30 protein-coding genes and 1 pseudogene are annotated in these 23,331 nt (G+C 52.9%); 13 read left to right on the top strand and 18 right to left on the bottom strand.

All coding sequences use genetic code 11. From position 1 onward, the window contains the following. Positions 1 to 2: 2 nt before the first annotated feature. The 11 genes and pseudogenes from OGY09_RS13550 to OGY09_RS13600 form a co-directional block, all read right to left on the bottom strand. Positions 3 to 341, bottom strand: coding sequence for a hypothetical protein (locus tag OGY09_RS13550; protein ID WP_286590517.1), 339 nt, complete (start codon positions 339 to 341; stop codon positions 3 to 5). 85 nt (positions 342 to 426) lie between these two features. Next, positions 427 to 1,140, bottom strand: coding sequence for a DUF551 domain-containing protein (locus OGY09_RS13555; RefSeq protein WP_286590519.1), 714 nt, complete (start codon positions 1,138 to 1,140; stop codon positions 427 to 429). Beyond that, positions 1,137 to 1,559 carry an HNH endonuclease gene (locus tag OGY09_RS13560; RefSeq protein ID WP_181221366.1) on the bottom strand — a complete coding sequence of 141 codons (423 nt, stop codon included), beginning with the start codon at positions 1,557 to 1,559 and terminating at the stop codon, positions 1,137 to 1,139. Before OGY09_RS13560 ends, OGY09_RS13555 begins: the two co-directional genes overlap by 4 nt. A gap of 123 nt (positions 1,560 to 1,682) precedes the next feature. Continuing rightward, a pseudogene (locus OGY09_RS13565) lies at positions 1,683 to 1,926 on the bottom strand (ead/Ea22-like family protein); the annotation flags it as partial. A gap of 17 nt (positions 1,927 to 1,943) precedes the next feature. Further along, on the bottom strand, positions 1,944 to 2,591 hold the full coding sequence (locus OGY09_RS13570; protein WP_286590521.1) for a hypothetical protein: 648 nt from the start codon (positions 2,589 to 2,591) through the stop codon (positions 1,944 to 1,946). Continuing rightward, complete coding sequence (locus tag OGY09_RS13575; RefSeq protein WP_286590523.1) at positions 2,588 to 3,088, bottom strand: hypothetical protein; 501 nt, start codon at positions 3,086 to 3,088, stop codon at positions 2,588 to 2,590. Before OGY09_RS13575 ends, OGY09_RS13570 begins: the two co-directional genes overlap by 4 nt. Before the next feature lie 56 nt (positions 3,089 to 3,144). Continuing rightward, complete coding sequence (locus tag OGY09_RS13580; protein ID WP_057524760.1) at positions 3,145 to 3,609, bottom strand: crossover junction endodeoxyribonuclease RuvC; 465 nt, start codon at positions 3,607 to 3,609, stop codon at positions 3,145 to 3,147. 130 nt (positions 3,610 to 3,739) lie between these two features. Then, positions 3,740 to 4,417, bottom strand: a complete 678-nt coding sequence (locus tag OGY09_RS13585; protein WP_286590527.1) for a DnaT-like ssDNA-binding domain-containing protein — start codon at positions 4,415 to 4,417, stop codon at positions 3,740 to 3,742. Continuing rightward, positions 4,407 to 5,468: a DNA cytosine methyltransferase gene (locus OGY09_RS13590; protein WP_286590529.1), complete on the bottom strand. Its 1,062-nt coding sequence runs from the start codon at positions 5,466 to 5,468 to the stop codon at positions 4,407 to 4,409. The genes OGY09_RS13585 and OGY09_RS13590 overlap by 11 nt, the downstream gene beginning before the upstream one ends. Then, positions 5,465 to 5,668, bottom strand: coding sequence for a hypothetical protein (locus tag OGY09_RS13595; protein WP_137993003.1), 204 nt, complete (start codon positions 5,666 to 5,668; stop codon positions 5,465 to 5,467). Before OGY09_RS13595 ends, OGY09_RS13590 begins: the two co-directional genes overlap by 4 nt. 144 nt (positions 5,669 to 5,812) lie before the next feature. Then, the gene (locus OGY09_RS13600; protein ID WP_003037808.1) at positions 5,813 to 6,046 is read right to left on the bottom strand and encodes a hypothetical protein; all 234 of its coding nucleotides are present in this window, start codon (positions 6,044 to 6,046) and stop codon (positions 5,813 to 5,815) included. Positions 6,047 to 6,201: 155 nt separating this feature from the next. Between OGY09_RS13600 and OGY09_RS13605 the strand changes: the two genes are divergently transcribed. The 12 genes from OGY09_RS13605 to OGY09_RS13660 all read left to right on the top strand — a co-directional run bounded on the left by OGY09_RS13605 (position 6,202) and on the right by OGY09_RS13660 (position 12,522). Next, positions 6,202 to 6,798 (top strand): helix-turn-helix domain-containing protein, encoded by a 597-nt coding sequence (locus OGY09_RS13605; RefSeq protein ID WP_137398964.1) that lies wholly within the window; start codon positions 6,202 to 6,204, stop codon positions 6,796 to 6,798. Positions 6,799 to 7,022: 224 nt separating this feature from the next. After that, positions 7,023 to 7,181 (top strand): hypothetical protein, encoded by a 159-nt coding sequence (locus OGY09_RS13610; protein ID WP_286590535.1) that lies wholly within the window; start codon positions 7,023 to 7,025, stop codon positions 7,179 to 7,181. Further along, on the top strand, positions 7,178 to 8,170 hold the full coding sequence (locus tag OGY09_RS13615; protein WP_108961751.1) for a hypothetical protein: 993 nt from the start codon (positions 7,178 to 7,180) through the stop codon (positions 8,168 to 8,170). The genes OGY09_RS13610 and OGY09_RS13615 overlap by 4 nt, the downstream gene beginning before the upstream one ends. A 7-nt stretch (positions 8,171 to 8,177) precedes the next feature. Then, entirely contained in the window at positions 8,178 to 8,480 is a 303-nt protein-coding gene (locus OGY09_RS13620; RefSeq protein WP_053388660.1) for a hypothetical protein, read from the top strand. After that, positions 8,477 to 9,298 carry a PD-(D/E)XK nuclease-like domain-containing protein gene (locus tag OGY09_RS13625; RefSeq protein WP_060683428.1) on the top strand — a complete coding sequence of 274 codons (822 nt, stop codon included), beginning with the start codon at positions 8,477 to 8,479 and terminating at the stop codon, positions 9,296 to 9,298. The genes OGY09_RS13620 and OGY09_RS13625 overlap by 4 nt, the downstream gene beginning before the upstream one ends. After that, a complete protein-coding gene (locus tag OGY09_RS13630; RefSeq protein WP_053388663.1) occupies positions 9,295 to 10,176 on the top strand; it encodes a RecT family recombinase in 882 nt (293 codons plus the stop codon). Before OGY09_RS13625 ends, OGY09_RS13630 begins: the two co-directional genes overlap by 4 nt. 46 nt (positions 10,177 to 10,222) lie before the next feature. Continuing rightward, positions 10,223 to 10,471, top strand: a complete 249-nt coding sequence (locus OGY09_RS13635; protein WP_000816432.1) for a helix-turn-helix transcriptional regulator — start codon at positions 10,223 to 10,225, stop codon at positions 10,469 to 10,471. Positions 10,472 to 10,580: 109 nt separating this feature from the next. Further along, positions 10,581 to 10,880, top strand: coding sequence for a PerC family transcriptional regulator (locus tag OGY09_RS13640; RefSeq protein ID WP_000041116.1), 300 nt, complete (start codon positions 10,581 to 10,583; stop codon positions 10,878 to 10,880). Further along, complete coding sequence (locus OGY09_RS13645) at positions 10,873 to 11,031, top strand: DUF1317 family protein (protein WP_286590540.1); 159 nt, start codon at positions 10,873 to 10,875, stop codon at positions 11,029 to 11,031. The genes OGY09_RS13640 and OGY09_RS13645 overlap by 8 nt, the downstream gene beginning before the upstream one ends. Next, positions 11,028 to 11,702 (top strand): hypothetical protein, encoded by a 675-nt coding sequence (locus OGY09_RS13650; RefSeq protein ID WP_286590541.1) that lies wholly within the window; start codon positions 11,028 to 11,030, stop codon positions 11,700 to 11,702. The genes OGY09_RS13645 and OGY09_RS13650 overlap by 4 nt, the downstream gene beginning before the upstream one ends. Further along, positions 11,699 to 12,346, top strand: coding sequence for an MT-A70 family methyltransferase (locus OGY09_RS13655; RefSeq protein ID WP_286590543.1), 648 nt, complete (start codon positions 11,699 to 11,701; stop codon positions 12,344 to 12,346). Before OGY09_RS13650 ends, OGY09_RS13655 begins: the two co-directional genes overlap by 4 nt. Further along, positions 12,343 to 12,522 (top strand): hypothetical protein, encoded by a 180-nt coding sequence (locus tag OGY09_RS13660; RefSeq protein WP_286590546.1) that lies wholly within the window; start codon positions 12,343 to 12,345, stop codon positions 12,520 to 12,522. The genes OGY09_RS13655 and OGY09_RS13660 overlap by 4 nt, the downstream gene beginning before the upstream one ends. On the opposite strand, the gene OGY09_RS13665 is transcribed toward OGY09_RS13660, so the two are convergent. The 3 genes from OGY09_RS13665 to guaB form a co-directional block, all read right to left on the bottom strand. Beyond that, positions 12,519 to 13,772, bottom strand: a complete 1,254-nt coding sequence (locus tag OGY09_RS13665) for a tyrosine-type recombinase/integrase (RefSeq protein ID WP_286590547.1) — start codon at positions 13,770 to 13,772, stop codon at positions 12,519 to 12,521. The two genes, OGY09_RS13660 and OGY09_RS13665, sit on opposite strands and share 4 nt — an antisense overlap. 192 nt (positions 13,773 to 13,964) lie before the next feature. Continuing rightward, positions 13,965 to 15,542 (bottom strand): glutamine-hydrolyzing GMP synthase, encoded by a 1,578-nt coding sequence (guaA, locus tag OGY09_RS13670; RefSeq protein ID WP_008785448.1) that lies wholly within the window; start codon positions 15,540 to 15,542, stop codon positions 13,965 to 13,967. Positions 15,543 to 15,605: 63 nt separating this feature from the next. After that, positions 15,606 to 17,072, bottom strand: coding sequence for an IMP dehydrogenase (gene guaB / locus OGY09_RS13675; protein WP_003037756.1), 1,467 nt, complete (start codon positions 17,070 to 17,072; stop codon positions 15,606 to 15,608). Between the two features lie 160 nt (positions 17,073 to 17,232). On the opposite strand from guaB, the gene xseA reads away from it, so the two are divergent. Beyond that, positions 17,233 to 18,606, top strand: coding sequence for an exodeoxyribonuclease VII large subunit (gene xseA / locus OGY09_RS13680; RefSeq protein WP_032944201.1), 1,374 nt, complete (start codon positions 17,233 to 17,235; stop codon positions 18,604 to 18,606). Here the strand turns inward: xseA and OGY09_RS13685 are convergent. The 4 genes from OGY09_RS13685 to der form a co-directional block, all read right to left on the bottom strand. Further along, a complete protein-coding gene (locus OGY09_RS13685) occupies positions 18,603 to 18,818 on the bottom strand; it encodes a zinc ribbon domain-containing protein (protein WP_003835160.1) in 216 nt (71 codons plus the stop codon). The genes xseA and OGY09_RS13685 overlap by 4 nt on opposite strands. 52 nt (positions 18,819 to 18,870) lie before the next feature. Continuing rightward, positions 18,871 to 19,953 carry a Gfo/Idh/MocA family oxidoreductase gene (locus OGY09_RS13690; protein WP_032944203.1) on the bottom strand — a complete coding sequence of 361 codons (1,083 nt, stop codon included), beginning with the start codon at positions 19,951 to 19,953 and terminating at the stop codon, positions 18,871 to 18,873. A gap of 63 nt (positions 19,954 to 20,016) precedes the next feature. Further along, positions 20,017 to 21,558 (bottom strand): peptide MFS transporter, encoded by a 1,542-nt coding sequence (locus tag OGY09_RS13695; RefSeq protein ID WP_003835166.1) that lies wholly within the window; start codon positions 21,556 to 21,558, stop codon positions 20,017 to 20,019. A 300-nt stretch (positions 21,559 to 21,858) separates the two neighbouring features. Then, positions 21,859 to 23,331 carry a ribosome biogenesis GTPase Der gene (gene der, locus OGY09_RS13700; RefSeq protein ID WP_003835168.1) on the bottom strand — a complete coding sequence of 491 codons (1,473 nt, stop codon included), beginning with the start codon at positions 23,329 to 23,331 and terminating at the stop codon, positions 21,859 to 21,861.

The following is a 23,331-nucleotide window of genomic DNA, read 5'->3' on the forward strand; positions in this document are numbered from 1 at the left end:
TGTCACACTGATAATTTAGTCTCATGCCATCCACGCGTCACCCAGCATTGCGAATCACCATCGCACGGACACGACTTAACCGGCAGCTCATCGCCGCACTTGCCGCAGCGGTTGGTGCTGATTGACTTGATGCGCCCACGAACGCGAGCATCATCCTGGCGGATAAGCAACGCGATATACTCGTTCATGTCATACGGCGCACGACCAGGACGACGGGCGGCGCAGTTCCGCACCAGCATATCCAGTTCCTGCTCGTCGAGTTGCAATTCCAGTTTGCGGTTACCGGCTTCAGCCAGGCGGGAACGCTGTGCTGCTTTGCGTTCTGCTGCGGATTTAGCCATCACCAAAATCCCATTCCAGAGGCAGCAATAAACTGGCAGATAGCGCACATAGCCAGCGTAATAACAACCACTTTAACTGGCGGCATCACTTCACCCCCTGCTGCGGTGCTGCTGGCAGAGCAGGCATGGGCATCCAGTGCGATACGGTTTCAATCGCCCGGCATCTTGAGCAATCACTATCCCACAGGAATGCGTCTTCCTGGTTGTCATACCAAACTCCCTCGTCAACGCCGTAATCTGGATGAAATATGTAAATAGGCTCATGTGCTTCAGGCATCATCTCGCTTACCGGAATCCAACCATCCGGAGTTACCGGAGAGTTGCCCGCCTGAAGCATGGCGGCGCGGCAGGCGTTCCAGCCAACCGCATATGATGCATAAGTACCGCGCAAACCAAGACGCTCAGCTTCTGCAGCTATCTCGAATACCTCCGGCGCACTGGCTGAGGTTATTTCCTCCGGCACTACTGGTGCTGGCGGGAAGGTGCGGAACTTGTCAACGATTCGAGCCAGTGAGTTGAAGTTGATAAAAGGCACAGCCTGATGCCCCTTATAAATATCACCCCATTCCATTACTGGTCCGCCAGAAACTTCAGCGACGGCATCACGTAGAGCATCAAAAGGCACAGGCTCAGCACCAAACTCTGCTATCGCCCCATCAATCACTTTCACAGCATCAGCCATTGCGTAGCAGAGATTACCGCCGTCGCTTTGTGCTGCTGCTTTGCTGAGTATTTCGCGTATCTGGTGCAGGCGATCGAGTGATACAGGACCGTTAGCCGGGTGGTTGTTAGTTTTCATGCTGTAGTCTCTTTTTGATATTTTTCGAACCAGAACACAACCGGCTTTTCGATTACTTCAACCAGGCCAAAGCGTTCAGCGGTGCGGAAATTCACAGACGTTTTTAATGCACGACCTGCCTGCATCGCTATCTGGTTGCGAAATTCCTCAATATCGAAAACAGATTTAAACAAGTTGCATGGAGCACATGCCGGGAACAAATTGCCGTAATTGTCATATTGAGGGCGATAAACTTCCCCTGTCTGTTTTAGCTTCCATTTCCCTTTCAGCCTGGCTTCTTCATCAATTACCAGTTTGCGATGGACAGCCTCAACATGGTCAGCATGCCAGCCTTTCTCTGGTAGTTCGCAGCCACAATAAGCACAGCGACCGCCAAACTTCATGCGTAGCTCTGCACGTTGTTTTTTCGTCAGCGCCATCTCACTCCCCCTTCACGCCAATGCCAGCGGCGCGGAGTGCTTCTATGAAAATATCAAGCCCCTGATTAAATCCGATAGCCTCATAAAACTGTTTTGTGTGCATGTCCGGTGAATTGCGATATTGGGGCAGCATCACTGTCCGCGCCTCCAGTTCTGCTATGCGCTTCTCTGCGGCCTCTAGCGCCCTAACCAATTCATCTACCGTTCCGGCAGCCTGTAGCGCGTAATCAGTGATAACCAGTTCATGCTCAATTTCAGTGCCGTTCTCACTCGTTGAGGTGATAGCAAAATAATCAGAGTCGATTTCGTTATCAGCTAGATGGCGTAGCGTATCGGCAACAAGTTGACCGTTTTCGATTAGCAGCGCCTGTTTGTTGAATGCTGTCATTGGGGTCTCCATCCTTCGCATGAGTAGTCGCGGCAACCTTCAAAATCATATGGGTTGTACTGCCAGCTAATTTTTCCGCAGCAAGGGCAGTTCCAGCGAACCTTTCCGCTTCGTGCCTTTTTCCTGCGGTTTTGTTTTTTCAACCATTCAGGCATAACCAGCCCTGCCGCCTGCACCATGGTGCGGCGATTAAATTCATTGATGCTGAATGTGCGCCGCTTCACACTGTCGGCCATTGAAAACGGCAACCAGACAACGCCGGGTTCTTCGGTGTTAGCAGAGACAAAAACAAACGCCTTTGAGAAGTCATTAGTTGGCAGGCCACCACTCTGCAGCCAGTACACATCGTTGCCGTTCCAGCTTCCTTTTTTGTAGGCCACGTAGGACTCGCATCCGCGTTCAATAACACTTTCAGCAGGAATGTACTGGCAGTCGACATGCCAGGTAGCCAAGGAATCAACGCTGTCTGCGCAAACTGGCTGATCAATCTCTCTGCCTAAATCCCAGCTGTGTTGTGCCTCTTCGCGGGTATACACGTGAGCGCGGTCTATGTTTGAGCTATACCCTTTGCCGTTGTGGCAGTGGAATGACGCGTTGCTCCCTACAGTTTCTCGTGTACACAGCATGTAGAATCGGTTGCTCATTGGGCTGCTCCTTTGCGAAGTTGGGCGGCGATACTTACGCAAACTTCTGCGCCGCGAATTAAACCTGGTACGTTTGTATTTGGCCCGACCTCATCTTCAACAAACTTAATCAGTGCGTTGCGAGCAGCATCCACACCCTGCGCCCGCACTTCAGCCAGTAAAGCGTCGTAAGCAGGTATCTGCAACACAGCCAGTGAGCGAATAATCTTCTGCACTTCTGGCGGGCATTGTTCGTAATGGTCGTCGGTGATAAATACCGCTTCGTTGTGAATTTTATCTACAGCGCTTAATTCCGCCTCCAGCTCCCTGCACTTGCTCTCGGCGTTAGCGAGCTGTACTGCCATGTTGGTTGAGCGAACAAACTGCACTTCAAGCTGCGTGGCCAGATCGCTAATCAGTTGCGCCAGGCTGCGCACGTCGACAGCACCACATGATGCTTTCAGTTCAGCCGCGCGCTCATGTCCTAACTTCGCTAACTCAATGATATTGCTTCCCATTATTACCCTCGCTTACCCGTATAAGTTATTGATTATGTTGATAACTAAAAGGATCGTTATTTGATGCTGATCCCGTGCCTGGCGATTAACAGCGCATCCGCGATGGCCTGGCCTTTTGCTTTTGCATCCAGCGCCCTGAGTTCCGGGTAGAGCTGAATTGCTCTGCTGCGTGCCGCGTCCTTGTCACTTCCGATGAGACCGGCTGACTTCTTCCAGGCCTGCGGAGTTACCAGCGTGTACGGAATGTTGAGACCCTGCAGGATCCCCTCCGCTACGCCAGCTGCGTGCCCGAACGTGAACATGCTCGCCGTTCCCTGCCCAGGCATTGCTCCTACCTGCTCGAGGTACGCGTGCGTAATTCCGTACTTACGCAGCCATGCAGCCACCGCTGCGCCGTTGACTCTGGACTTGGTCCCAACCTTGATGGTCGGCATTGCCAGATGGTCGATGTATCCGCCCTGATCAGTTATCAGGACCAGAGATCCGCTGCATCCTGGGTCAATCCCTAATACTGCCGCCATGATTTACCTCTCAGGTAATTTAAAACCACAAATGAGTTAATTTCAATAGCAATGCGCATATTTTATTACCTTTTTGGTAATTCACTAGATGTAAAAAAATGCGCTACTGCGCCGTTGCAAATAATCACTTCTACGAGCAGTCACCCCTGATGTGGATGATATGCCTGGCCAGTTTCTGCTGCCACTGGTACTGGTTTAACTGGACATCTTCGTACTTCCAGAAATCGATAAACGCCTTCAGCTCTGTTTTCTTCACGTCACTATGCACCGGAGTTCCCCAGTCTCGAGACTGTTCAGTGAAATCGGGATCCGGCTTCCATTCATCCGACATCGCAAATTGTTCCTCAGAAAAGTTATCCACAGGATTTTTCGCGCGCGCGTTATGAGTGGGGTTTATATGGGGTTTAATATCTTCTCTTCTCTTCTCTTCTCTGGTCCGCTTTTTGTCCGCTTCTGATGCGGACGCTTTGCGGACGTTTCTCTTTCTGTCTGCGTCCTGCGCACGACGCTTGGCAGACTGTCCGTTATGGGCTTCAAAGCGCGGCATTACTAGGCTTTCGCCTTCTTCTTCCAGCCATCCGACAGCCATCATTGCACGCGCAAATCCGGGGAAGCCGATCAGGTCGTCGAGAGTCTCCGCACTGTATCCGTCAAGAAAACCGTCAACAGAGTGGACATCAAAAAGACACCATGCGGAATGTAGTCCGCCAACTATCCGCAATCTGTCCGCTTTCAATGCGGACGCCATGCGGACGACTTTAGGGTGCGTGTGCAGGTCGGCACGCATCTTTATCCAGTCACCGGCCATAGCTAACCCCCATATAAGCACGTATGAATTCAGCAGCAGCCTGTGCGTTTATGGCGTTACCGTAACCCTTAAGTCGGCCTGTGCGGTTGCGGCCTGCCATTGCTCGTAATGAGGACTTGCCGTGTCCCAGGCTTTTGGCAAACCTTGCAACCAGCGGGAATGTGCCGGATTCAACTGGACGCCATTGCCCATCTCGACAAAAGAGCCAGTCCGCATCTCGCCAAAAACCGTTAACCTCAAGGGGCCTGCTGTGTAAGCTTGCCGAGGTAACTGATCCAGCCGATCCTTCCCACCCCGCTGCGCCTTCATTCCCGAAGTGTCTTTCCAATCGCGAGTGGTCGGCGTAACCCATCCCGCCAGTAACGCTGTGCCCGGCAACTTCAGGCACACTTTTGGCGACCCGTCCTGATTCTTCCCGCTGTAGCAATGAGTCGACCCGGTTGAGTCGTTCGCCACTGGTGTTTGCCAGCCTGTCAGTCGAGCTGCTCCGGATACGTGCTGTAATCCCCGTTTCGTTTCCGGCTGCGGATTCGTATTCGCTACTGGCGTGGGCCACCCAGTAGGCCCGCTCTCTGATGTGCGGCGCACCGACGCCCGCTGCCGCAAACGGCACAAGCCCGAAGGCGTATCCCATTCCTTCCAGGTCAGTTTGTACAAGGTCGAACCATGCGTTTGCGTTACCTGCTGCAACCTGTTCGCCAAAGACATGCTGAGGTCTGCGCTCGCTGATGAGGTGGAAGAAGTGGGGCCAAAGGTGCCGCTCGTCAGCAAACCCATCTCCTTTGCCTGCCGCGCTGAAAGGCTGGCACGGGCAGGAACCAGTCCAGACTGGTTTATCGTCAGGCCATCCTGCGAGGCGGAGGGAATGGGACCAGACGCCAATTCCGGCGAAGAAATGGCACTGTGTAAATCCTCTGAGGTCGTCAGGTGTGACATCTTCAATACTCCTTTCATCAACTTCGCCTGGTGCGATATGACCGTCAGCGATAAGGTTACGCAGCCATTGAGCTGCAAATTGGTCGATTTCGTTGTAGTAGGCTGCTGGGATCATGCTGCCTCTCTTGCCATTCTGGCTGCCTTCATTTTTTCGGAACGAAGCTTTGCCTGTCGGCGTGCCCGTTCGTTATTGCACTGCACACACTCCCCGCTCAGGGTGTAGCGCTCGCTATCATGACCGTGGATACATTTCTTCCCGGTGTAGAAGCGAGTAAGGCCCAAATTAAGAGCCTCACGCTGGGTGATTCGCTTCATCGGATTACCTCTTTGTTATTTATCTTTGGTAATTTTGCACTAAGACGAAAAAAGATCAACCGTATATGGTTTTTTATTACCAGAAAGGTGTTTTATGCAGGAAGGAGCCGCCAGGGGATGACGGCATTGATGTGTTCAGAGGGATTATCGGTCGTAGAAGAAGAGCACTAATTCAGGTTTAGACTTTGTCCATTCGCGGGAACGGCATGCTTTAAACAGTCCGTCCATCAGTCGCTTACCAGGCATCTTGCGGCGCCCGGTCAGGTGAGTCTGGATGTAATGACTGGTGGTTCCGGCTTCATCTGCAAATGCTTCACGCTCATCAGGAGACAGTCCCAGCCAGTGCTTTTTGAAATCAAATTTTTTTTCGTCACTCATATTTTGCTTATCTCAGCCTGTCTATTCATATCTGAATTATTACCTTTCTGGTGAAAAAATCAATGATTATTACCGTTATGGTAACTTTACCTTTATGGTAATATTCATTTAAATTTAGTCAGTTAGGTAACATTAAATGGACAAATACAATAGCTATGAAAAGTATTTATGACATAAGACGCAAAAACCTTAACGAAATCATCCGCCGGGATTTCGATGATACCCAGTTGCGCTTTGCCGAACGGGTGAAGCGTTCGCAGAACCTGGTCAACCGGTGGTGCACTGGCATCAAAAACATCGGACCGAATGCCGCGCGTATCATTGAAGAAGCAGCGCGCAAAGAAAAGTTCTGGCTTGATGTCGATCACGAACTGGACTCAGTGCAGGCTGATATCTTTATTCCGGCCACTGATGATGGAGAATGGACTGTGGAGAAGCAGGCTGCAGCCACGCTCAACGCCTGGATGAGAAAGAACACGGAAATGACATCCGAAAAGAAAGTTGCTGTAGCTGCTGGTATTGGCCCGGCCACAGTTAACCGGATTATGAAAGCGGAAGTCAGCACAACCATCGGCGTTCTTTCCTCCCTGGCGCGCGCGTTCGGGCATGAAGCATACGAGATGATTATTCCAGTCGGCGCTCCTGGTGTTATCGACTACGACCACCGGATGTATGCAGCTCTGCCACAGGAAGAGAAAAACAAGATCACCTCATTCATCAACTTCGTGTTTGAGCAGAACAAAAGCAAGTAATCCCCCGCCATTCTGATGCTTTACCTGCCCGATGGCGGTAAGCTCGCGCCTCATATAATTACCAAAATGGTAATTTTTTCTCGTCATACCTATTGACACAATCACTTTTTGATCTGATTATTACCCAAAAGGTAATACATGAGCGCATCGCTCAGGCAGAAACCACCACTTCGTGGCTTTCCTGCATCTTCAGGTATTACCAAAATGGTAATAGAGAGGTTCATATGCAGTGGAAAGTCATTAACGGTTGGTACTGCGTTACAGCTTGCGGGCTGATGAGCTGGAAGTTCCGCACGCTGGGTGAGGGCATGAAATGGGCTTTTACCAACAAGGTTGCGCACGAAGTTGCCAACGATAACGGGATATGGGGGGTGAGCAAGTGAGCGAATTAGCAATTATCGAAATTGCGCCAGATATGGCGCCAAGCATTTACGTAGAAAACGGTCTGGAAAAGTTCCTCGAACAGATCCGCGAAAGCGTTAAGGAAGTTCCTGACCTGAGTACTGCCAAAGGTCGTGCCCGCATTGCATCTCTGGCAGCACAGGTTTCTCGCAGTAAAACAGCAGTTGAAAAGCCAGGCCGCGATTACCTGCGTCATCTGAAAGAAGCAGTAAAACCTGCTGAGGCTGAACTTCGTCGATTTGTATCAGCTTGCGATGAGATGCGCGATGAGGTTCGTCGCCCACTTACCGAATGGGAAGCAGAACAGGAGCGAATCAAGGCTGAAGAAGCCATTAATGCGCTGCACGCCGAAGCACTGGAGATGAACATCAAGTTCGATCAGGATCGGGCTGCCAAGTTCGAAGCAGATCACGAGATGGCCCTGCTTATGAATGACGCATTCGACCGAGAAGCGAAGGCGAAATCAGAAGAAGCAGAGCGCCAGCGCATTGCTCATGAAGAAGAGTTGAAGCGCCAGGCGGAAGAAAAGGCCAGGCGTGAATCCGAAGAGAAAATAGAGCGTGAACGCGCTGAAGCTGCCCGTCGTGAGGCTGAATTAAAGCTAAAGGCAGAGCAAGCAGAGCGTGACCGTATTGCAGCAGAGCAAAAAGCTGAAGCAGAGAAGAAGGAAGTCGCAGATCGTGCCGAGCGCGAAAAGCAGGAAGCTATCGCAGCTGAGCAACGCAAGGCGCAGGAAGAAGCTGATCGCATTAAGCATGAAGCCGAAGCAAAAGAGGCTGCTCGCCTTGCTGAAGAAAAGCGTATCGCTGACGAAGCGGCAGCACGCGCCGCAGATGTAGAGCACCGTCGGGCCATTAATGCTGCTGCGGTCCAAGCGATCATTGACCAGGGCATTCCTGAAGACTGGGCAAAGGCATGTGTTGTCGCCATCGCTCGCGGGAAAGTCCCAGCAACAACCATCAACTACTGAGGTGGCTATGCACATTCAGCAATTCAATAACCTGAAAAAAATAGCAACTCAGTTCAGCAATGACTACCAGCTGTCATCTGAACTGTACGACCGCCACGTTGAGCTGATCGAAGCAGTTGCTGGTTGCGAAATGGAAGAGTCATTCAAACGCGCCATTCTTCGTGCCGGTGTTCGTTATGAGGTAATGGAGGCGGCATTTGAAAGCGATGATTTCGAAGAGCTTATGTCGTCGTTCAAACGTGAATTAACTGGCGTCATCGCCCGTCTTGACCTGGCTGACCAGATCGACAGCAAAAGGAATGCAGCATGAATACCGGCATCTATTTCGACATCAGCAACGAGGACTACCACGCCGGCGACGGCGTGAGTAAGTCACAACTGGATATGGTGGCCAAGAACCCTGCCCTTCTGAAATGGGTGAAGGCTGCTCCTGAAGACGAAGAGAAGAAGTCTGCGCTGGACATGGGTACTGCGCTGCACTGCCTGCTGCTTGAGCCTGATGAATTCGATAAACGTTTCATCGTGGCGCCACAGTTCAACCGCCGCACCAATCAGGGTAAAGCCGATGAAGAAGCATTCATGAAAGACGTTGCCGGCATGGGAATGACTGTCATGGATGCCGAACAGGGCCGAAAACTGAAACTGATGCGCGACAGCGCAATGGCTCACCCGGCGGCGCGCTGGATGCTTGAAGCACCTGGCCACTGTGAAGCATCGATGTACTGGAATGACGATGAGACTGGCGAGTTGTGCCGAATACGACCTGATAAGTGGCTGAATGAACACAACGTGATCGTCGACGTGAAAAAGGTTGCAGACATGGATCGCTTTGCACGTCACATCGATGAATTCCGCTATCACGTCCAGGACGCCATGTACAGAGATGGCGCACTGAAAGTAACCGGGCAGCCACACGGATTTTTCTTCCTGGCTGTGAGCGAAACCATCGACTGCGGTCGATACCCGGTCCGCGTATTCGAGCTGGATGCGCCGGATGTTGACGCCGGGCATCAGTTATTCCGCCGGGATCTGAACACCTATCACGAATGCCGCATCAGCGATGAATGGGGCGGCGTGGAAATTATTAAACGCTCTGAATGGGCTCGCAAACAGGATATGTACGTATGAGTAACGATATCGCAATCACATCACAGCCTGGCGCTACCGTAGGGACCGCTGCGGCAATCTTCAGTCCTGAGGGTATGGACCGCCTGGTGCGTTTCGCAACCCTGATGGCAGACAGTAAAGCAACAGTTCCGCAGCACCTTGCTGGTAAGCCTGCCGACTGTCTGGCGGTAACAATGCAGGCGGCGCAGTGGGGCATGAACCCGTTCGCTGTTGCTCAGAAGACGCACGTTGTAAACGGAACTCTTGGATATGAAGCGCAGCTTGTTAACGCCGTTGTTTCATCTTCAAACCTGCTTTCAACCCGCCTGAATTACCGCTGGGATGGCGACTGGTCAAAGGTGAATGGCAAGAGCGACAAATCTCCATCACTGACCGTAACAGTATCGGCAGTGCTGAAAGGCGAAGCAGAGCCGCGTGAACTTACCATCAGCATGGCTCAGGCCGGTGTCCGTAACTCTCCGCTGTGGGAGCAGGATCCACGCCAGCAGCTTGCTTATCTGTGCGTTAAGCGCTGGGCGCGCCTGCATGCCCCTGATGTTCTTCTCGGCGTTTACACCCCTGACGAATTGCAGGAGACAACACCGCGTGTTGAGCGAGATATCACGCCACCAGCGGCAACGGCTCAAGGCATGAACAGCCTGATCAACTCAAAGCCAGAGCAGAAGCAGGAAGAGCGTCAGCAGCATAAAGACGATCGCGGTCCTGAAGAGATTCTGCACGCATTTTCCGGAGCGGCGATGAACTACAACACTCAGGCCGACCTGGACAAAGCGTACAAATACGTTGCTCAGAAACTGGCAGGTGATGATGACCTGCTGGCAAAAGCAACTGACGTTTACACCATCCGCTGCGACGAACTGAACGAAGTACCGATGTAACCACCACTGCGGCGCCGCGCGCGTCGCAAATGCAAGAGAGGTAATTATGAAAAGAGCATTTGGCAAAAAGGAACTGATGGCAGTGGTGCCGGTATCTATGAGCACCATTGATCGCATGGAGCGCAATGGCGAGTTCCCGCAGCGATTCTGGATTACTGATAAGCGTTGTGCATGGAACGCTGAAGAGGTTGAGAACTGGCTTGATGAACGTCAGGCCACCAGCCCCGCAGAGTTCACCGGAAAAAAGCCGCCGGTTGATCAGCGCGTTTACCGCCCAGTAAGTAACGCCGCATGACAGCGCTGATCAGGCACTGGGAAAAATGGTCAGGATGGTACTTATTCCTGACCTCTGTTTCCGCCTGGCTGTATCTGCTGGCGGTAATTTTCAGAGAAGGCTGGATCCGATGAGCAAATTAACCCGTCTTGAAAAGTATCACCTGAACTATGTGTCTCAGCGTCAGGCTTCAAAAGTAGTCGCCGTAACTCCGGCAGCAATGGAGGTAGAAAAGCGCGCTGTTGAGCGTGAATCGAAAGGCCAGTTCCGCATTGCAGCCAGGCTTTGGTTGCTGTGCATGGATGCAGCAGTCGGTGAAGTTGAACGCGCCAGAATAGCGATACGCCGCGATCAGTGCATATCGAAAGGTAACGGCCTTCGCCGTGGTGAATACGCAGGGATCGGATGTCGCGGGGTGGTGTATGACTAACCCTCACGACAATATCCGCGTAGGTAGCATCACGCTGGTTTATTCATCTCTTCGTTGCGGGTGGATTGCACCAGGCGGCAAGGTTATCAAAAAACCATTAAAAGCTCAGCGCATTGCTGAGCTGATGAACAATAAGAAGGTGGCAGCATGAAAGAGCGCGGAATGATTTTTAACGGTGAGATGGTTCGCGCCATTATCGACGGTCGCAAAACGCAGACGCGGCGCATTGTTAAGCCGCAACCTGAACTGACGAAAAGCTCTGGTTTTTCATGGAAAGGCGCTGTGTTTGGTTCTGGCAGCGATGACCGTGAAACCAATCGCAATTTTGCTCATGTTAAATGCCCGCATGGTAAGCCTGGCGATCGTATCTGGGTGCGCGAGACGTTCCAGGGCCCATTGTTCGACTTCGACCAGATGGATTCTTACTGCAAAGACTCCACACCATTTGAGAAAGCTCAGTTCTGCGTTTACAAGGCTGATGGCAAGTCCGCACCAGAGTTTTTCGATGCCGACGATAATCTGCATTGCTGCTGGCGTCCATCCATTCACATGCCGCGCTGGGCCAGCCGCATCCTTCTGGAAATCACCGACGTGCGCGTTGAACGGCTTAATGCTATCAGCCAGGAAGATGCTCAGGCAGAGGGAATGGAGCTAACAGGTTGGCGACCGACTTATTCAGATCCTGATAGCGGAGGCGAGGTTTGTACACCATATGACAATTTTGCGCAGTTGTGGTCGTCCATCTACGGCGAAGAAAGCTGGCAGGGAAACCCATGGGTCTGGGTTATTGAGTTTAAGCGTATCGAAGGCGGTGAGGCATGACCGGTAAATATACTCTTATCTATGCTGATCCTCCATGGACATACCGCGACAAAGCAGCCGACGGCGACCGCGGCGCCGGGTTCAAATATCCGGTTATGAACGTGCTGGATATCTGCCGTCTGCCAGTGTGGGATCTTGCCGCCGATGATTGTTTGCTGGCTATGTGGTGGGTTCCGACGCAGCCGATTGAAGCGCTGAAGGTAGTCGAGGCGTGGGGCTTCCGCCTGATGACCATGAAGGGATTCACCTGGCACAAGACGAACAAGCACAAAGGCAACAGCGCGATCGGCATGGGCCACATGACCAGGGCGAACAGCGAAGACTGCCTGTTTGCAGTACGCGGGAAACTTCCGGCTCGCATGGATGCTTCGATCTGCCAGCACGTAACGGCACCGCGCATGGAGAATTCGCGCAAGCCTGACATCATCCGCGAAAAACTGGTGCAACTGCTGGGCGATGTTCCGCGCATTGAGTTATTCGCCCGCCAGTCGTCGCATGGCTTCGATGTTTGGGGGAATCAGTGCGATGGACCTGCTGTGCAACTGCAACCTGGTTATGCACTCGATATTGCAGGAATGGCGAAGGCATTCAAAAACGTCCCGCTATCACCATCAGACAACCAAGGACGGGAGCGTGCAGCATGACGATGTTCAATGAGGCGGAGTTAATCCGCCAACTGGAAGAGCAGCGCGCTGTGATTGTGCAGAAAAGCACGCAAGTTAACTGGCTGCAAACGGAAAATAGTGTCTTGCACAAGAAATGCGAAGAACTGCAAATGACAGTTGAGCTACAGCGAGAATTTATAAAATCCAGAAATTAATCACCTTCACTCATCCATCGCTCAAACTTCGACGGGGAGAACGGCACAAGATCGGTGTGCTCCCCGTTAATCCAGGCATCAACCATATCGGCCCACTGCTGCAACATATAGGCACGTTGCCTGGCATACTCCGCTTTGTTGTATACCGCTCGCACTCCCTTCTGTTCATGCGCAAGCGCCTTTTCAATCCAGTCAGATGGATAACCAGCCTCATGCAACAGTGTGCTGGCAGTGCGGCGCAGGTCGTGCACCGAGAAGTCATCCAGATGCCCGCCAGCATCATTCACCGATTCGACAGTGACATTGATCAGCCTGTTTAGTGCTGCGTTGGATAATGGCTTGCTCACTGAGTAGCGCCCGGGCAAAAGGTATTCACTTCCACCAGCGCACATCTGCAGGCCAACCATGAGATCCTGCGCCTGCTTTGGCAGATAGATAACGTGCGCCCTGCTTCCCTTCATGCGGTCTGACGGTATGGTCCATGTCCATTTTTTGAAATCAACCTCTGACCATGTGGCATGAGTGAATTCACTTTTACGAACCAGGGTGAGTAGCACCAGCTTTAATGCCAGCTTCATCGTGGCCATAGTCCCGACGTTATCCAGAGCACGGAAGAATACGCCGATCTCTTCAGGTTGTAGCGTGCGGTCGCGTGGCTTAAACATGGCTATTGATGAAGGCTTGATGTCAGCAGCCGGATTAAACAGTCCGTGCCCGCGGTCATTGGCATAACGGTACACGCTGCTGATTATCTCCCGGGCCTGCACAGCCGTAGCCCGCCCGCCACGTTCAACAATGCGATCGCACAGGTCACGCACCATACCGGTGGTTATCTCAGCCATCATCTTGTTACCAAGAACCGGCATGATATCGCGTTCGATAACGGCCTGTTTCATTGCCCGGGTACTGTCAGCCAGAATGACGTGCTTCATATAGCTGTCGGTATGTACCGAGAATGTCTCAGCCCCGCGGATCTTTTTGATACCGTCACGTTTAGCCGCAGCAGGTGACTGGCCTGCCTTCAGCAGCTTCTTTGCAGAAATGAGTTCTTCGCGTGCTTCCGCCAGGCTGATACCGTCACGACCATACTGACCAATGACCAGCGTTTCCCGTCGTCCGTTAATGCGGTAGTCGTACCGGAACGAGACAGAGCCGGAAGTAAGCACTGCGACATACAGCCCATCACGATCAGAAACCTTATACAGTTTGTCCTGCGGTTTGAGGTTTTTTAATTTGGTATCAGTAAGCACAATTCACCCGTAAAGCATCCATGGTTTGACGGTATGAAGAGTATACCTTTAGGGTAATACCGTCACCTGCACCGACGAAAAATGTGAGATAGAGTGAATAGATATGATGTGATATAAAGAAAAACCCCCTGTAAAAACAGAGGGTTGATTGCGGAACTGAATAGAAATGATTAGCTGTGAGTTAGCTGTAAATCATTCCCACTCAATGGTAGCTGGCGGCTTACCGCTGATGTCATACACCACGCGGGAAATACCGTTCACTTCGTTGATAATGCGGTTAGAGACGCGGCCTAAGAAGTCATACGGCAGGTGTGCCCAGTGCGCGGTCATAAAGTCGATGGTTTCTACCGCACGCAGGGAAACAACCCAGTCGTACTTGCGGCCATCGCCCATCACACCAACGGAACGAACCGGCAGGAACACGGTGAACGCCTGGCTTACCTTGTTGTACAGGTCAGCTTTGTGCAGCTCTTCAATGAAGATAGCATCCGCGCGACGCAGCAGGTCGCAGTACTCTTTCTTCACTTCGCCAAGCACACGCACGCCCAGACCCGGTCCCGGGAACGGGTGACGGTACAGCATGTCGTACGGCAGGCCCAGCTCCAGACCAATCTTACGCACTTCGTCTTTGAACAGCTCACGCAGCGGTTCAACCAGACCCATCTTCATCTCTTTCGGCAAACCGCCCACGTTGTGGTGAGATTTGATAACGTGCGCTTTGCCGGTGGCAGATGCCGCGGATTCGATCACGTCCGGGTAGATGGTGCCCTGCGCCAGCCACTTAACGTCTTCCAGCTTCAGCGCTTCTTCATCGAATACTTCCACGAATACGCGGCCAATGATTTTACGTTTAGCTTCTGGGTCGTTCTCGCCTTTCAGCGCGTCCAGGAAACGCTTTTCGCCTTCCACGTGAACGATGTTCAGGCCAAAGTGGTCGCCGAACATATCCATCACCTGCTGAGCTTCGTTGAGACGCAGCAGACCGTTGTCGACGAACACGCAGGTCAGGTTTTTGCCGATTGCACGGTGCAGCAGCATCGCGGTCACGGAGGAGTCAACGCCGCCGGACAGACCGAGGATAACTTTATCATTGCCAACCTGCTCACGAATGCGGGCAACGGCGTCATCGATAATTTTTGCCGGCGTCCACAGCGCTTCACACTGGCAGATGTCGCGCACAAAACGCTCCAGCATGCGCATGCCCTGACGGGTGTGGGTAACTTCCGGGTGGAACTGCACGCCGTAGAAGCGTTTTTCTTCGTGCGCCATGATAGCGAACGGGCAGCTGTCGGTGCTGGCAACGGTCACGAAACCTTCCGGAATGGCGGTCACTTTGTCGCCGTGGCTCATCCACACGTCCAGCAGCGGTTTGCCGTCTGCGGTCAGGGAGTCTTCAATACCGCGGACAAGCGCGCTGTCGGTCTGAACTTCAACCTGCGCATAGCCGAATTCACGTTCGTTAGAACCTTCAACATGACCACCGAGCTGCATTGCCATGGTCTGCATGCCGTAGCACACGCCGAACACCGGCACGCCCGCATTGAAAACGTACTCCGGCGCACGCGGGCTGTTTTCTTCGGTGGTACTTTCCGGACCACCGGAAAGAATGATACCGCTTGGGTTGAATTCGCGAATTTGTGCTTCCGTAACATCCCATGCCCACAGTTCACAGTAGACGCCCAGTTCACGTACGCGACGTGCAACCAGCTGAGTGTACTGCGAGCCGAAATCGAGGATGAGAATGCGATGTTTATGAATATTGTCTGTCATTGACGCTAATTCCGAGGCAAGTGAAACAAATTCGCCCGGCATATAGCCGGGCGCGGAAACTTATCAGGAGCCCATGCGGTAGTTAGGGGACTCTTTGGTGATGGTCACATCGTGAACGTGACTTTCCTGAATACCCGCACCGCTGATGCGTACAAACTCTGCTTTCGTTCGCAGCGCGTCGATAGTACCACAGCCGGTCAGACCCATACAGGAGCGCAGGCCGCCCATCTGCTGGTGAATGATCTCTTTCAGGCGACCTTTATAGGCAACGCGACCTTCGATACCTTCCGGGACCAGTTTGTCAGCAGCGTTATCGCTCTGGAAGTAACGGTCAGAAGACCCTTTGGACATCGCGCCCAGAGAACCCATACCGCGGTAAGATTTGTAAGAACGGCCCTGGTACAGTTCGATTTCACCCGGGGATTCTTCAGTACCCGCCAGCATGGAGCCAACCATCACTGCGGCAGCACCAGCAGCAATCGCTTTAGCGATGTCGCCGGAGAAACGAATACCGCCGTCGGCGATAACCGGAATACCGGTGCCTTCCAGCGCTTCAACGGCATCAGAAACGGCAGTGATCTGCGGAACACCGACGCCGGTCACGATACGGGTAGTACAGATGGAGCCAGGGCCGATACCCACTTTAACTGCGCTGCAACCAGCTTCAGCAAGCGCGCGAGCACCTGCGCCCGTAGCAACGTTACCGCCGATGATCTGCAGGTCAGGATATTTAGCGCGAGTTTCACGGATACGCTGCAGAACGCCTTCAGAGTGGCCGTGAGAGGAGTCAATCAGCAGAACGTCTACGCCAGCGGCAACCAGCGCGTCTACACGCTCTTCGTTACCTGCGCCAGCACCTACCGCTGCACCAACGCGCAGACGACCATGCTCGTCTTTACAGGCGTTAGGTTTACGTTCTGCTTTCTGGAAATCTTTTACGGTGATCATGCCGAGCAGGTGGAAGCTGTCATCAACAACCAGCGCTTTCTCAACGCGTTTTTCGTGCATTTTGGCAAAAACGACATCGCGCGCTTCGCCTTCACGAACGGTCACCAGACGCTCTTTTGGCGTCATATATACGCTAACCGGCTGGTTCAGGTCAGTCACAAAACGCACGTCACGGCCGGTGATGATGCCGACCAGTTCGTTATCTTCAGTCACTACCGGGTAGCCAGCAAAGCCGTTACGCTCGGTCAGTTCTTTCACTTCGCGCAGAGTAGTGGTTGGCAGTACGGTCTGTGGGTCAGTTACCACGCCAGATTCGTGTTTCTTCACGCGGCGAACTTCTTCAGCCTGGCGCTCGATGGACATGTTTTTGTGGATAAAACCGATGCCGCCTTCCTGGGCCAGGGCAATTGCCAGGCGCGCTTCCGTCACGGTGTCCATTGCTGCGGAGAGCATAGGAATGTTCAGGCGAATGGTTTTCGTCAACTGGGTGCTGAGGTCAGCAGTATTCGGCAGAACGGTAGAATGAGCGGGAACGAGGAGGACGTCGTCAAACGTCAGGGCTTCTTTTGCGATACGTAGCATGGGCAATATCTCACCTGGGAGGTTATTAAATATTGCCGCGGCATTATACAGAGCGTAACCGATTGCATCCACACTTTTTTGCAAAAAAACCTTGCGCTCCTCTGTGAGCATGTTACTTTCGACTGAATAACTTGCTGATTTAGAATTTGATCCCGCTCACATGTTATCCTCTCAGACCACCTCAATTTTTACCGTAAGCCGCCTAAATCAGACGGTTCGTTTGCTGCTTGAGCAGGAAATGGGACAAGTTTGGATCAGCGGTGAAATCTCGAATTTCACTCAGCCGTCCTCCGGTCACTGGTATTTCACGCTCAAAGATGACACCGCCCAGGTACGCTGCGCGATGTTTCGCAACAGCAATCGACGGGTAACGTTCCGCCCGCAGCACGGTCAGCAGGTCCTGGTACGCGCCAACATTACGTTGTACGAACCGCGTGGCGACTATCAGATAATTGTTGAGAGCATGCAGCCAGCTGGTGAAGGCTTGTTGCAGCAAAAATATGAGCAACTCAAGGCCAAACTGCAGGCTGAAGGGCTATTCGATCAGCAGTTCAAAAAATCACTACCCTCTCCGGCTCACTGCGTTGGGGTCATTACCTCGAAAACCGGGGCTGCGCTGCACGACATTCTCCACGTGCTGAAGCGCCGTGACCCATCCCTGCCCGTTATTATCTACCCGACCGCGGTCCAGGGCGACGATGCGCCAGGACAGATCGTTCGCGCCATTGAGCTGGCGAACGCGCGGGGCGAGTGCGATGTGCTTATCGTCGGGCGCGGCGGCGGTTCTCTGGAAGATTTGTGGAGTTTTAACGACGAACGTGTAGCGCGGGCAATCTTTGCCAGCCGCATTCCGGTAGTAAGCGCCGTCGGCCACGAAACAGATGTCACTATTGCCGATTTTATTGCAGATTTACGGGCGCCTACGCCATCAGCAGCGGCGGAAATTGTTAGCCGCAATCAACTGGAACTGCTGCGTCAAATTCAGCATGGCCAGCAGCGTCTGGAGATGGCGATGGACTACTACATCGCCAACCGTACTCGTCGCTTTACCCAGCTTCATCACCGTTTGCAACAGCAACATCCGCAACTGCGTCTGGCCCGTCAGCAGACCGTGCTGGAGCGGCTGCGTCAGCGGATGAATTTCGCTCTTGAGAATAAGATTAAGCAGGCCAATCAGCGCCAACAGCGCGTAAGTCAACGCCTGAGCCAGCAAAACCCACAGCCGCGAATTTATCGGGCGCAAACCCGTATTCAGCAACTGGAGTACCGTCTGGCAGAGAATATCCGCGCGCGTTTAAGTGCACAGCGAGAACGCTTCGGTAATGTGGTGACGCATCTTGAAGCGGTGAGTCCTCTCTCGACGCTCGCTCGCGGCTATAGCGTCACTACCGCGACCGACGGCAAAGTACTGAAGCAGACCAAACAGGTAAAAACCGGTGATGTGCTCACTACCCGCCTGTCAGACGGCTGGGTAGAGAGCGAAGTGAAAGGCGTAACGACGGCAAAGAAAACGCGTAAGAAAAAGCCAGATTAGACCGGCACAAACTCCACACGTTTCTTCGAGATCAGACCATGGCCATTCTGACAGAAGTAGTCCACCGCCCCGCAGGCTTTTAACACCTGGAGTGGCTGATGGCACTCCGGGCAGCGCGCTTCTAACGGAATATCTTTTTTACAGTTTTCACAGTGTGCCACACCGTTTTGTGGTTCCAGTTCTGCATGACAATCCGGGCAGGTCATCGACATGGTGACTCCTTTAAATGGTGTTCAATTCTGCGCTAATTTTACCATGATACGCTTAGTGTGAACCACGCAACTGTTGCTGTAGGATCAGTAATCGTTCTACCTCATCCAGCCTGCGCTGCGTCGTGCGGCTCACCTCCTGCGGGCTGCGTTCAAACAGACTTTGCGTCCCCAGAATATGTTCCGCCAGACAATGGGCATAAATCGTACCAGGCAGACACCAGCGTTGCACAACATCACCGTCAATCAATTCGAGCACATCGTCGGCACCCCGTCGGTCGTAGCTGATGATACGCCCATCACGCAGATAAAGGCGCAGACCTTTTTGTCCGCCAGCAGGCCCCGCGTATTTATTCAGCCAGATATCCAACGGTACACCGCTAATCAGTCCTTGCAGATGCGCCTCTCCTTCAGCCGTGGTCAGGTCACCCTGGATGATGTTACGTCCCAGACGGTCTTTAGCGCTCTTCACCTGCAGGGTCATGCTGTCATTACCGCCCAGGTAACGCACTGTTTCACGCAGCATGGCCAGTACGTGTGTGCCAATGTCCAGAATCACACCGTCCGGGTGGCGAAGCTCACGCGTATCTGGCTCACCAGTGGCAAAGTTGAGCGCGATCGGCTCTCCTGTAGCGTTATATCCGCTCGGCTCCTGCAAAAAACCGTCGATTTTAACAACGTCTGAAAAGTGAGAGACAAGTGCCTGTTGTGGGTTATCGCCCTGCCACTGCGCACCGAGTTTTCCCAATGCCAGCTGCATTGCGCCATTACGCGCCATCCAGTGGTCGAGCGCCAGCACACGGTCGGCAGCGTCGGGTTGCTCCAGCAGCGTTTTCAGTTTTTCAATTTGGGAAAGCGTGGCAACAATCGGTTTTTCAACCACGATTCGTGCGATGGGAGCGGCCAGCGCCTGTTCAAGCACATCGAGATGATGCAGAGAAGCGGTGGTGATAAACAGGGTATCAAGCGGTGTTGCAAGAAGTTCAGCGAGCGATGCACAGCGTGTCACACCAGCGGGCTGTTTTGCGGGTTGCACGTCAAATCCCACACAGCACAGGGAATCACCGTAAAGTTTACGCAATGCGGGCAAGTATGCCGTTTCAACGACTGCGCCAAGCCCAACAAACCCTAACAGCATGTTCTCACCTCGTAAATGAATTGGCCGGGACATCACGTCTGCCCCGGCACAATCGAGGTGTTATCAGGCGCTAGTAGCCGGTTTAGTTTGCGTATTCTCCAGCATGCGACGGATCGGCACAATGAGGACGATCAGTACCGCGGCGCAGATAAGCAATGCAATCGAGCAACGAGCGAAGAGATCCGGCAGCATATCCAGTTGGTCGGCCTTCACATGACCACCAATCAGACCTGCGGCCAGGTTACCCAGCGCACTGGCGCAGAACCACAGGCCCATCATCTGCCCGCGCATTCTTTCCGGAGCCAGCAGCGTCATGGTCGCCAGACCGATCGGGCTCAGGCACAACTCACCAAGCGTCAGCATCAGGATACTGCCCACCAGCCAGAATGGGGAGACGCCTGCGCCACCGTTACTGAGAACGTTTTGCGCTGCCAGCATCATCAGACCAAAGCCTGCAGCGGCACAGAGAATACCGATAACGAACTTGGTGATGCTGCTCGGGCGAATGTTCATGCTCGCCAGTTTCGGCCATGCCCAGCTGAATACCGGTGCCAACAGAATGATAAACAGTGCGTTTATCGACTGGAACCAGACCGCCGGGATTTCAAAATCGCCGATCATACGGTTAGTGTAGTCATTAGCGAACAGGTTGAACGAGGTTGGCTTCTGCTCAAACGCAGACCAAAAGAACGCGGCGGAAACCAGCAGGATAAAGCAGACCAGCAGTCTGGCGCGCTCTTTGCGATTCAGACCAGCAAAGACAAACAGGTAGATAAAATAGAGCGCGACGGAGGCGGCAATCACATACACCAGCATACTGGCAACCGCGACCGGATTTATCACAATCACGCCCTGCGCAATCAGCGTAACGATAACGGCTACGCCGACAGCCAGCGCCAGCAGCCACGCGCCCACACCGTTACGTTTCACTACCGGGCTGTTCCAGGTTGAGTCCAGACCCACTTCGCTGTCATAACGTTTCATCGATGGAACGGCAAACACGCGGAAGATGATCAACGCCACCAGCATCCCGATACCACCGATGCCAAAGCCCCAGTGCCAACCGTGGGATTTAATCAGCCAGCCGGAGATCAGCGGCGCGATAAACGACCCCATATTGATGCCCATATAGAACAGCGAGAAACCGCCGTCGCGACGCGCATCGCCTTTTTTATACAGCGTGCCAACCATCACTGAGATACAGGTTTTAAACAGACCGGAACCGAGCACGATAAACATCAGGCCGATAAAGAACAGGTTGTTCCCCATAATGGCCGAGAGCGCGATCGACAAGTGACCGAGCGCAATCAAAATGGAACCGTACCACACCGCTTTCTGTTGGCCGAGCCAGTTATCCGCCAGCCAGCCACCTGGCAGCGCGGCGAGATACATCGTACCGGCAAAGATACCCACAATCGCCGAGGCATTTTCACGCGCCAGCCCCATGCCGCCGTCATAAACGGTAGCAGCCATAAACAGGATCAGTAACGGGCGAATGCCGTAAAACGAGAAGCGCTCCCACATCTCTGTGAAGAACAGCGAGCCGAGCGGGTAAGGATGACCGAAGAAAGTTCGGCTTTCTTTTTGATTAACAGAGGATTGCATAATTCTCCCGAAAGTTATGTCGTCGTGCGTGTAAACACCGCGATGTACGCCAGCCAGTTACGTATCTGACCGATTTTTTACATGCGGCGAAAAGTTATTTAACCATTTGATAACCTAAGGCTAGTTTTGTCTAGTACCAGCCCCCGGACTTTAAGATGAAAACTCGACAAATGTCTACTTTCTTAGATTTAAACTTGGCAAAAAACGAATAGTGATTGACTTTACACAGGGGGAGATCAGCAATGGGCAGACGAAAAAAAACCCGCGACAAGCGCGAGTTTTTATCTGCATCAGCAACAGTTACTTGCTTTTTTTGATGTGCTTAATCAAACGCTTACGCTTACGCATCTGAGTCGGCGTCAATGTATTGCGTTTGTTCGCAAACGGGTTCTCCCCTTCTTTGAACTGAATACGGATCGGCGTCCCCATCACGTCCAAAGACTTGCGGAAATAGTTCATCAGATAGCGCTTGTAGGAATCCGGCAGGTCTTTGACCTGGTTGCCGTGAATCACCACGATTGGCGGGTTATAACCACCGGCATGGGCATATTTCAGCTTCACACGACGACCACGCACCAGCGGCGGCTGATGATCTTCTACTGCCATGGTCATGATGCGCGTCAGCATCGCGGTGCTCACGCGACGTGTAGAGCTATCGTATGCTTCACGGACCGATTCAAACAGATTACCCACGCCGCTACCGTGCAGCGCTGAGATAAAGTGTACGCGCGCAAAATCAATAAAGCCCAGACGGAAGTCCAGCGTCTCTTTGACCTGCTCTTTTACTTCCTGCGTCAGGCCATCCCACTTGTTGACTACGATAACAAGTGAGCGCCCACTATTGAGAATAAAGCCCAGCAGCGACAGGTCCTGATCGGAAATCCCTTCACGCGCGTCAATCACCAGCATCACCACGTTGGCATCTTCAATTGCCTGCAGCGTTTTGATTACTGAGAATTTTTCTACCGCTTCGGTAATTTTGCCGCGCTTACGCACGCCCGCGGTATCGATGAGCACATATTCGCGTTCATCGCGCTGCATCGGAATATAAATACTGTCACGCGTGGTTCCCGGCATGTCGTAAACCACTACGCGGTCTTCGCCGAGAATACGGTTAGTAAGCGTGGACTTACCTACGTTCGGACGGCCGACGATTGCCAGTTTAATCGGCAAATCCTGCGGGTTGAAATCGTCCTCAGGCTCTTCTTCGCCGTTTTCTTTGGCTTCAAGCTGCGCCCAGTATTCTGCGTCTTCATCCACTTCTTCCTGAGGAGCAACGTCATCCATCCACGGCAGCAGAACATGCTCCAGCAGGCTGAGAACACCACGACCATGAGACGCCGCAATCGGATAAATTTCACCCAGACCCAATGAGTAGAAATCAACAACCGCCTGGTCAGGATCGAGTCCGTCAGTTTTGTTGGCGACCAGGAACGTCGGTTTCTGGCGCGAACGCAGGTGTTTAGCAATAGCTTCATCCGCTGGCATCAGGCCAGCACGCGCATCCACCATGAACAGCACAACGTCTGCTTCTTCGATAGCCAACAGCGACTGTTCCGCCATACGGGTTTCAACACCGTCTTCGGTGCCATCAATACCGCCGGTATCAATGCAGATAAACTCACGGCCTTCAATTTCCGCACGACCGTACTTACGGTCACGAGTCAGACCCGGGAAATCCGCAACCAGCGCATCTCGGGTGCGAGTTAGACGGTTAAATAACGTGGATTTGCCAACGTTAGGGCGCCCGACAAGCGCGACCACAGGTACCAT

The sequence above is a fragment of the Citrobacter sp. Cpo071 genome, from assembly GCF_030332765.1.
GTDB lineage: Bacteria > Pseudomonadota > Gammaproteobacteria > Enterobacterales > Enterobacteriaceae > Citrobacter > Citrobacter portucalensis.

Coding starts and splice junctions, on each gene's coding strand:
- OGY09_RS13590 (WP_286590529.1), bottom strand. CDS start 5,468: ATGATCCCAGCAGCCTACTACAACGAAATCGACCAATTTGCAGCTCAA.
- OGY09_RS13630 (WP_053388663.1), top strand. CDS start 9,295: ATGAGTAACGATATCGCAATCACATCACAGCCTGGCGCTACCGTAGGG.
- OGY09_RS13580 (WP_057524760.1), bottom strand. CDS start 3,609: ATGGCGGCAGTATTAGGGATTGACCCAGGATGCAGCGGATCTCTGGTC.
- OGY09_RS13635 (WP_000816432.1), top strand. CDS start 10,223: ATGAAAAGAGCATTTGGCAAAAAGGAACTGATGGCAGTGGTGCCGGTA.
- OGY09_RS13595 (WP_137993003.1), bottom strand. CDS start 5,668: ATGAAGCGAATCACCCAGCGTGAGGCTCTTAATTTGGGCCTTACTCGC.
- OGY09_RS13685 (WP_003835160.1), bottom strand. CDS start 18,818: ATGTCGATGACCTGCCCGGATTGTCATGCAGAACTGGAACCACAAAAC.
- OGY09_RS13550 (WP_286590517.1), bottom strand. CDS start 341: ATGGCTAAATCCGCAGCAGAACGCAAAGCAGCACAGCGTTCCCGCCTG.
- OGY09_RS13585 (WP_286590527.1), bottom strand. CDS start 4,417: ATGGCCGGTGACTGGATAAAGATGCGTGCCGACCTGCACACGCACCCT.
- OGY09_RS13655 (WP_286590543.1), top strand. CDS start 11,699: ATGACCGGTAAATATACTCTTATCTATGCTGATCCTCCATGGACATAC.
- OGY09_RS13640 (WP_000041116.1), top strand. CDS start 10,581: ATGAGCAAATTAACCCGTCTTGAAAAGTATCACCTGAACTATGTGTCT.
- OGY09_RS13575 (WP_286590523.1), bottom strand. CDS start 3,088: ATGGGAAGCAATATCATTGAGTTAGCGAAGTTAGGACATGAGCGCGCG.
- OGY09_RS13610 (WP_286590535.1), top strand. CDS start 7,023: ATGCAGTGGAAAGTCATTAACGGTTGGTACTGCGTTACAGCTTGCGGG.
- OGY09_RS13605 (WP_137398964.1), top strand. CDS start 6,202: ATGAAAAGTATTTATGACATAAGACGCAAAAACCTTAACGAAATCATC.
- OGY09_RS13645 (WP_286590540.1), top strand. CDS start 10,873: ATGACTAACCCTCACGACAATATCCGCGTAGGTAGCATCACGCTGGTT.
- guaB (WP_003037756.1), bottom strand. CDS start 17,072: ATGCTACGTATCGCAAAAGAAGCCCTGACGTTTGACGACGTCCTCCTC.
- OGY09_RS13620 (WP_053388660.1), top strand. CDS start 8,178: ATGCACATTCAGCAATTCAATAACCTGAAAAAAATAGCAACTCAGTTC.
- OGY09_RS13560 (WP_181221366.1), bottom strand. CDS start 1,559: ATGGCGCTGACGAAAAAACAACGTGCAGAGCTACGCATGAAGTTTGGC.
- xseA (WP_032944201.1), top strand. CDS start 17,233: ATGTTATCCTCTCAGACCACCTCAATTTTTACCGTAAGCCGCCTAAAT.
- OGY09_RS13660 (WP_286590546.1), top strand. CDS start 12,343: ATGACGATGTTCAATGAGGCGGAGTTAATCCGCCAACTGGAAGAGCAG.
- OGY09_RS13650 (WP_286590541.1), top strand. CDS start 11,028: ATGAAAGAGCGCGGAATGATTTTTAACGGTGAGATGGTTCGCGCCATT.
- OGY09_RS13690 (WP_032944203.1), bottom strand. CDS start 19,953: ATGCTGTTAGGGTTTGTTGGGCTTGGCGCAGTCGTTGAAACGGCATAC.
- guaA (WP_008785448.1), bottom strand. CDS start 15,542: ATGACAGACAATATTCATAAACATCGCATTCTCATCCTCGATTTCGGC.
- der (WP_003835168.1), bottom strand. CDS start 23,331: ATGGTACCTGTGGTCGCGCTTGTCGGGCGCCCTAACGTTGGCAAATCC.
- OGY09_RS13625 (WP_060683428.1), top strand. CDS start 8,477: ATGAATACCGGCATCTATTTCGACATCAGCAACGAGGACTACCACGCC.
- OGY09_RS13695 (WP_003835166.1), bottom strand. CDS start 21,558: ATGCAATCCTCTGTTAATCAAAAAGAAAGCCGAACTTTCTTCGGTCAT.
- OGY09_RS13600 (WP_003037808.1), bottom strand. CDS start 6,046: ATGAGTGACGAAAAAAAATTTGATTTCAAAAAGCACTGGCTGGGACTG.
- OGY09_RS13570 (WP_286590521.1), bottom strand. CDS start 2,591: ATGAGCAACCGATTCTACATGCTGTGTACACGAGAAACTGTAGGGAGC.
- OGY09_RS13555 (WP_286590519.1), bottom strand. CDS start 1,140: ATGAAAACTAACAACCACCCGGCTAACGGTCCTGTATCACTCGATCGC.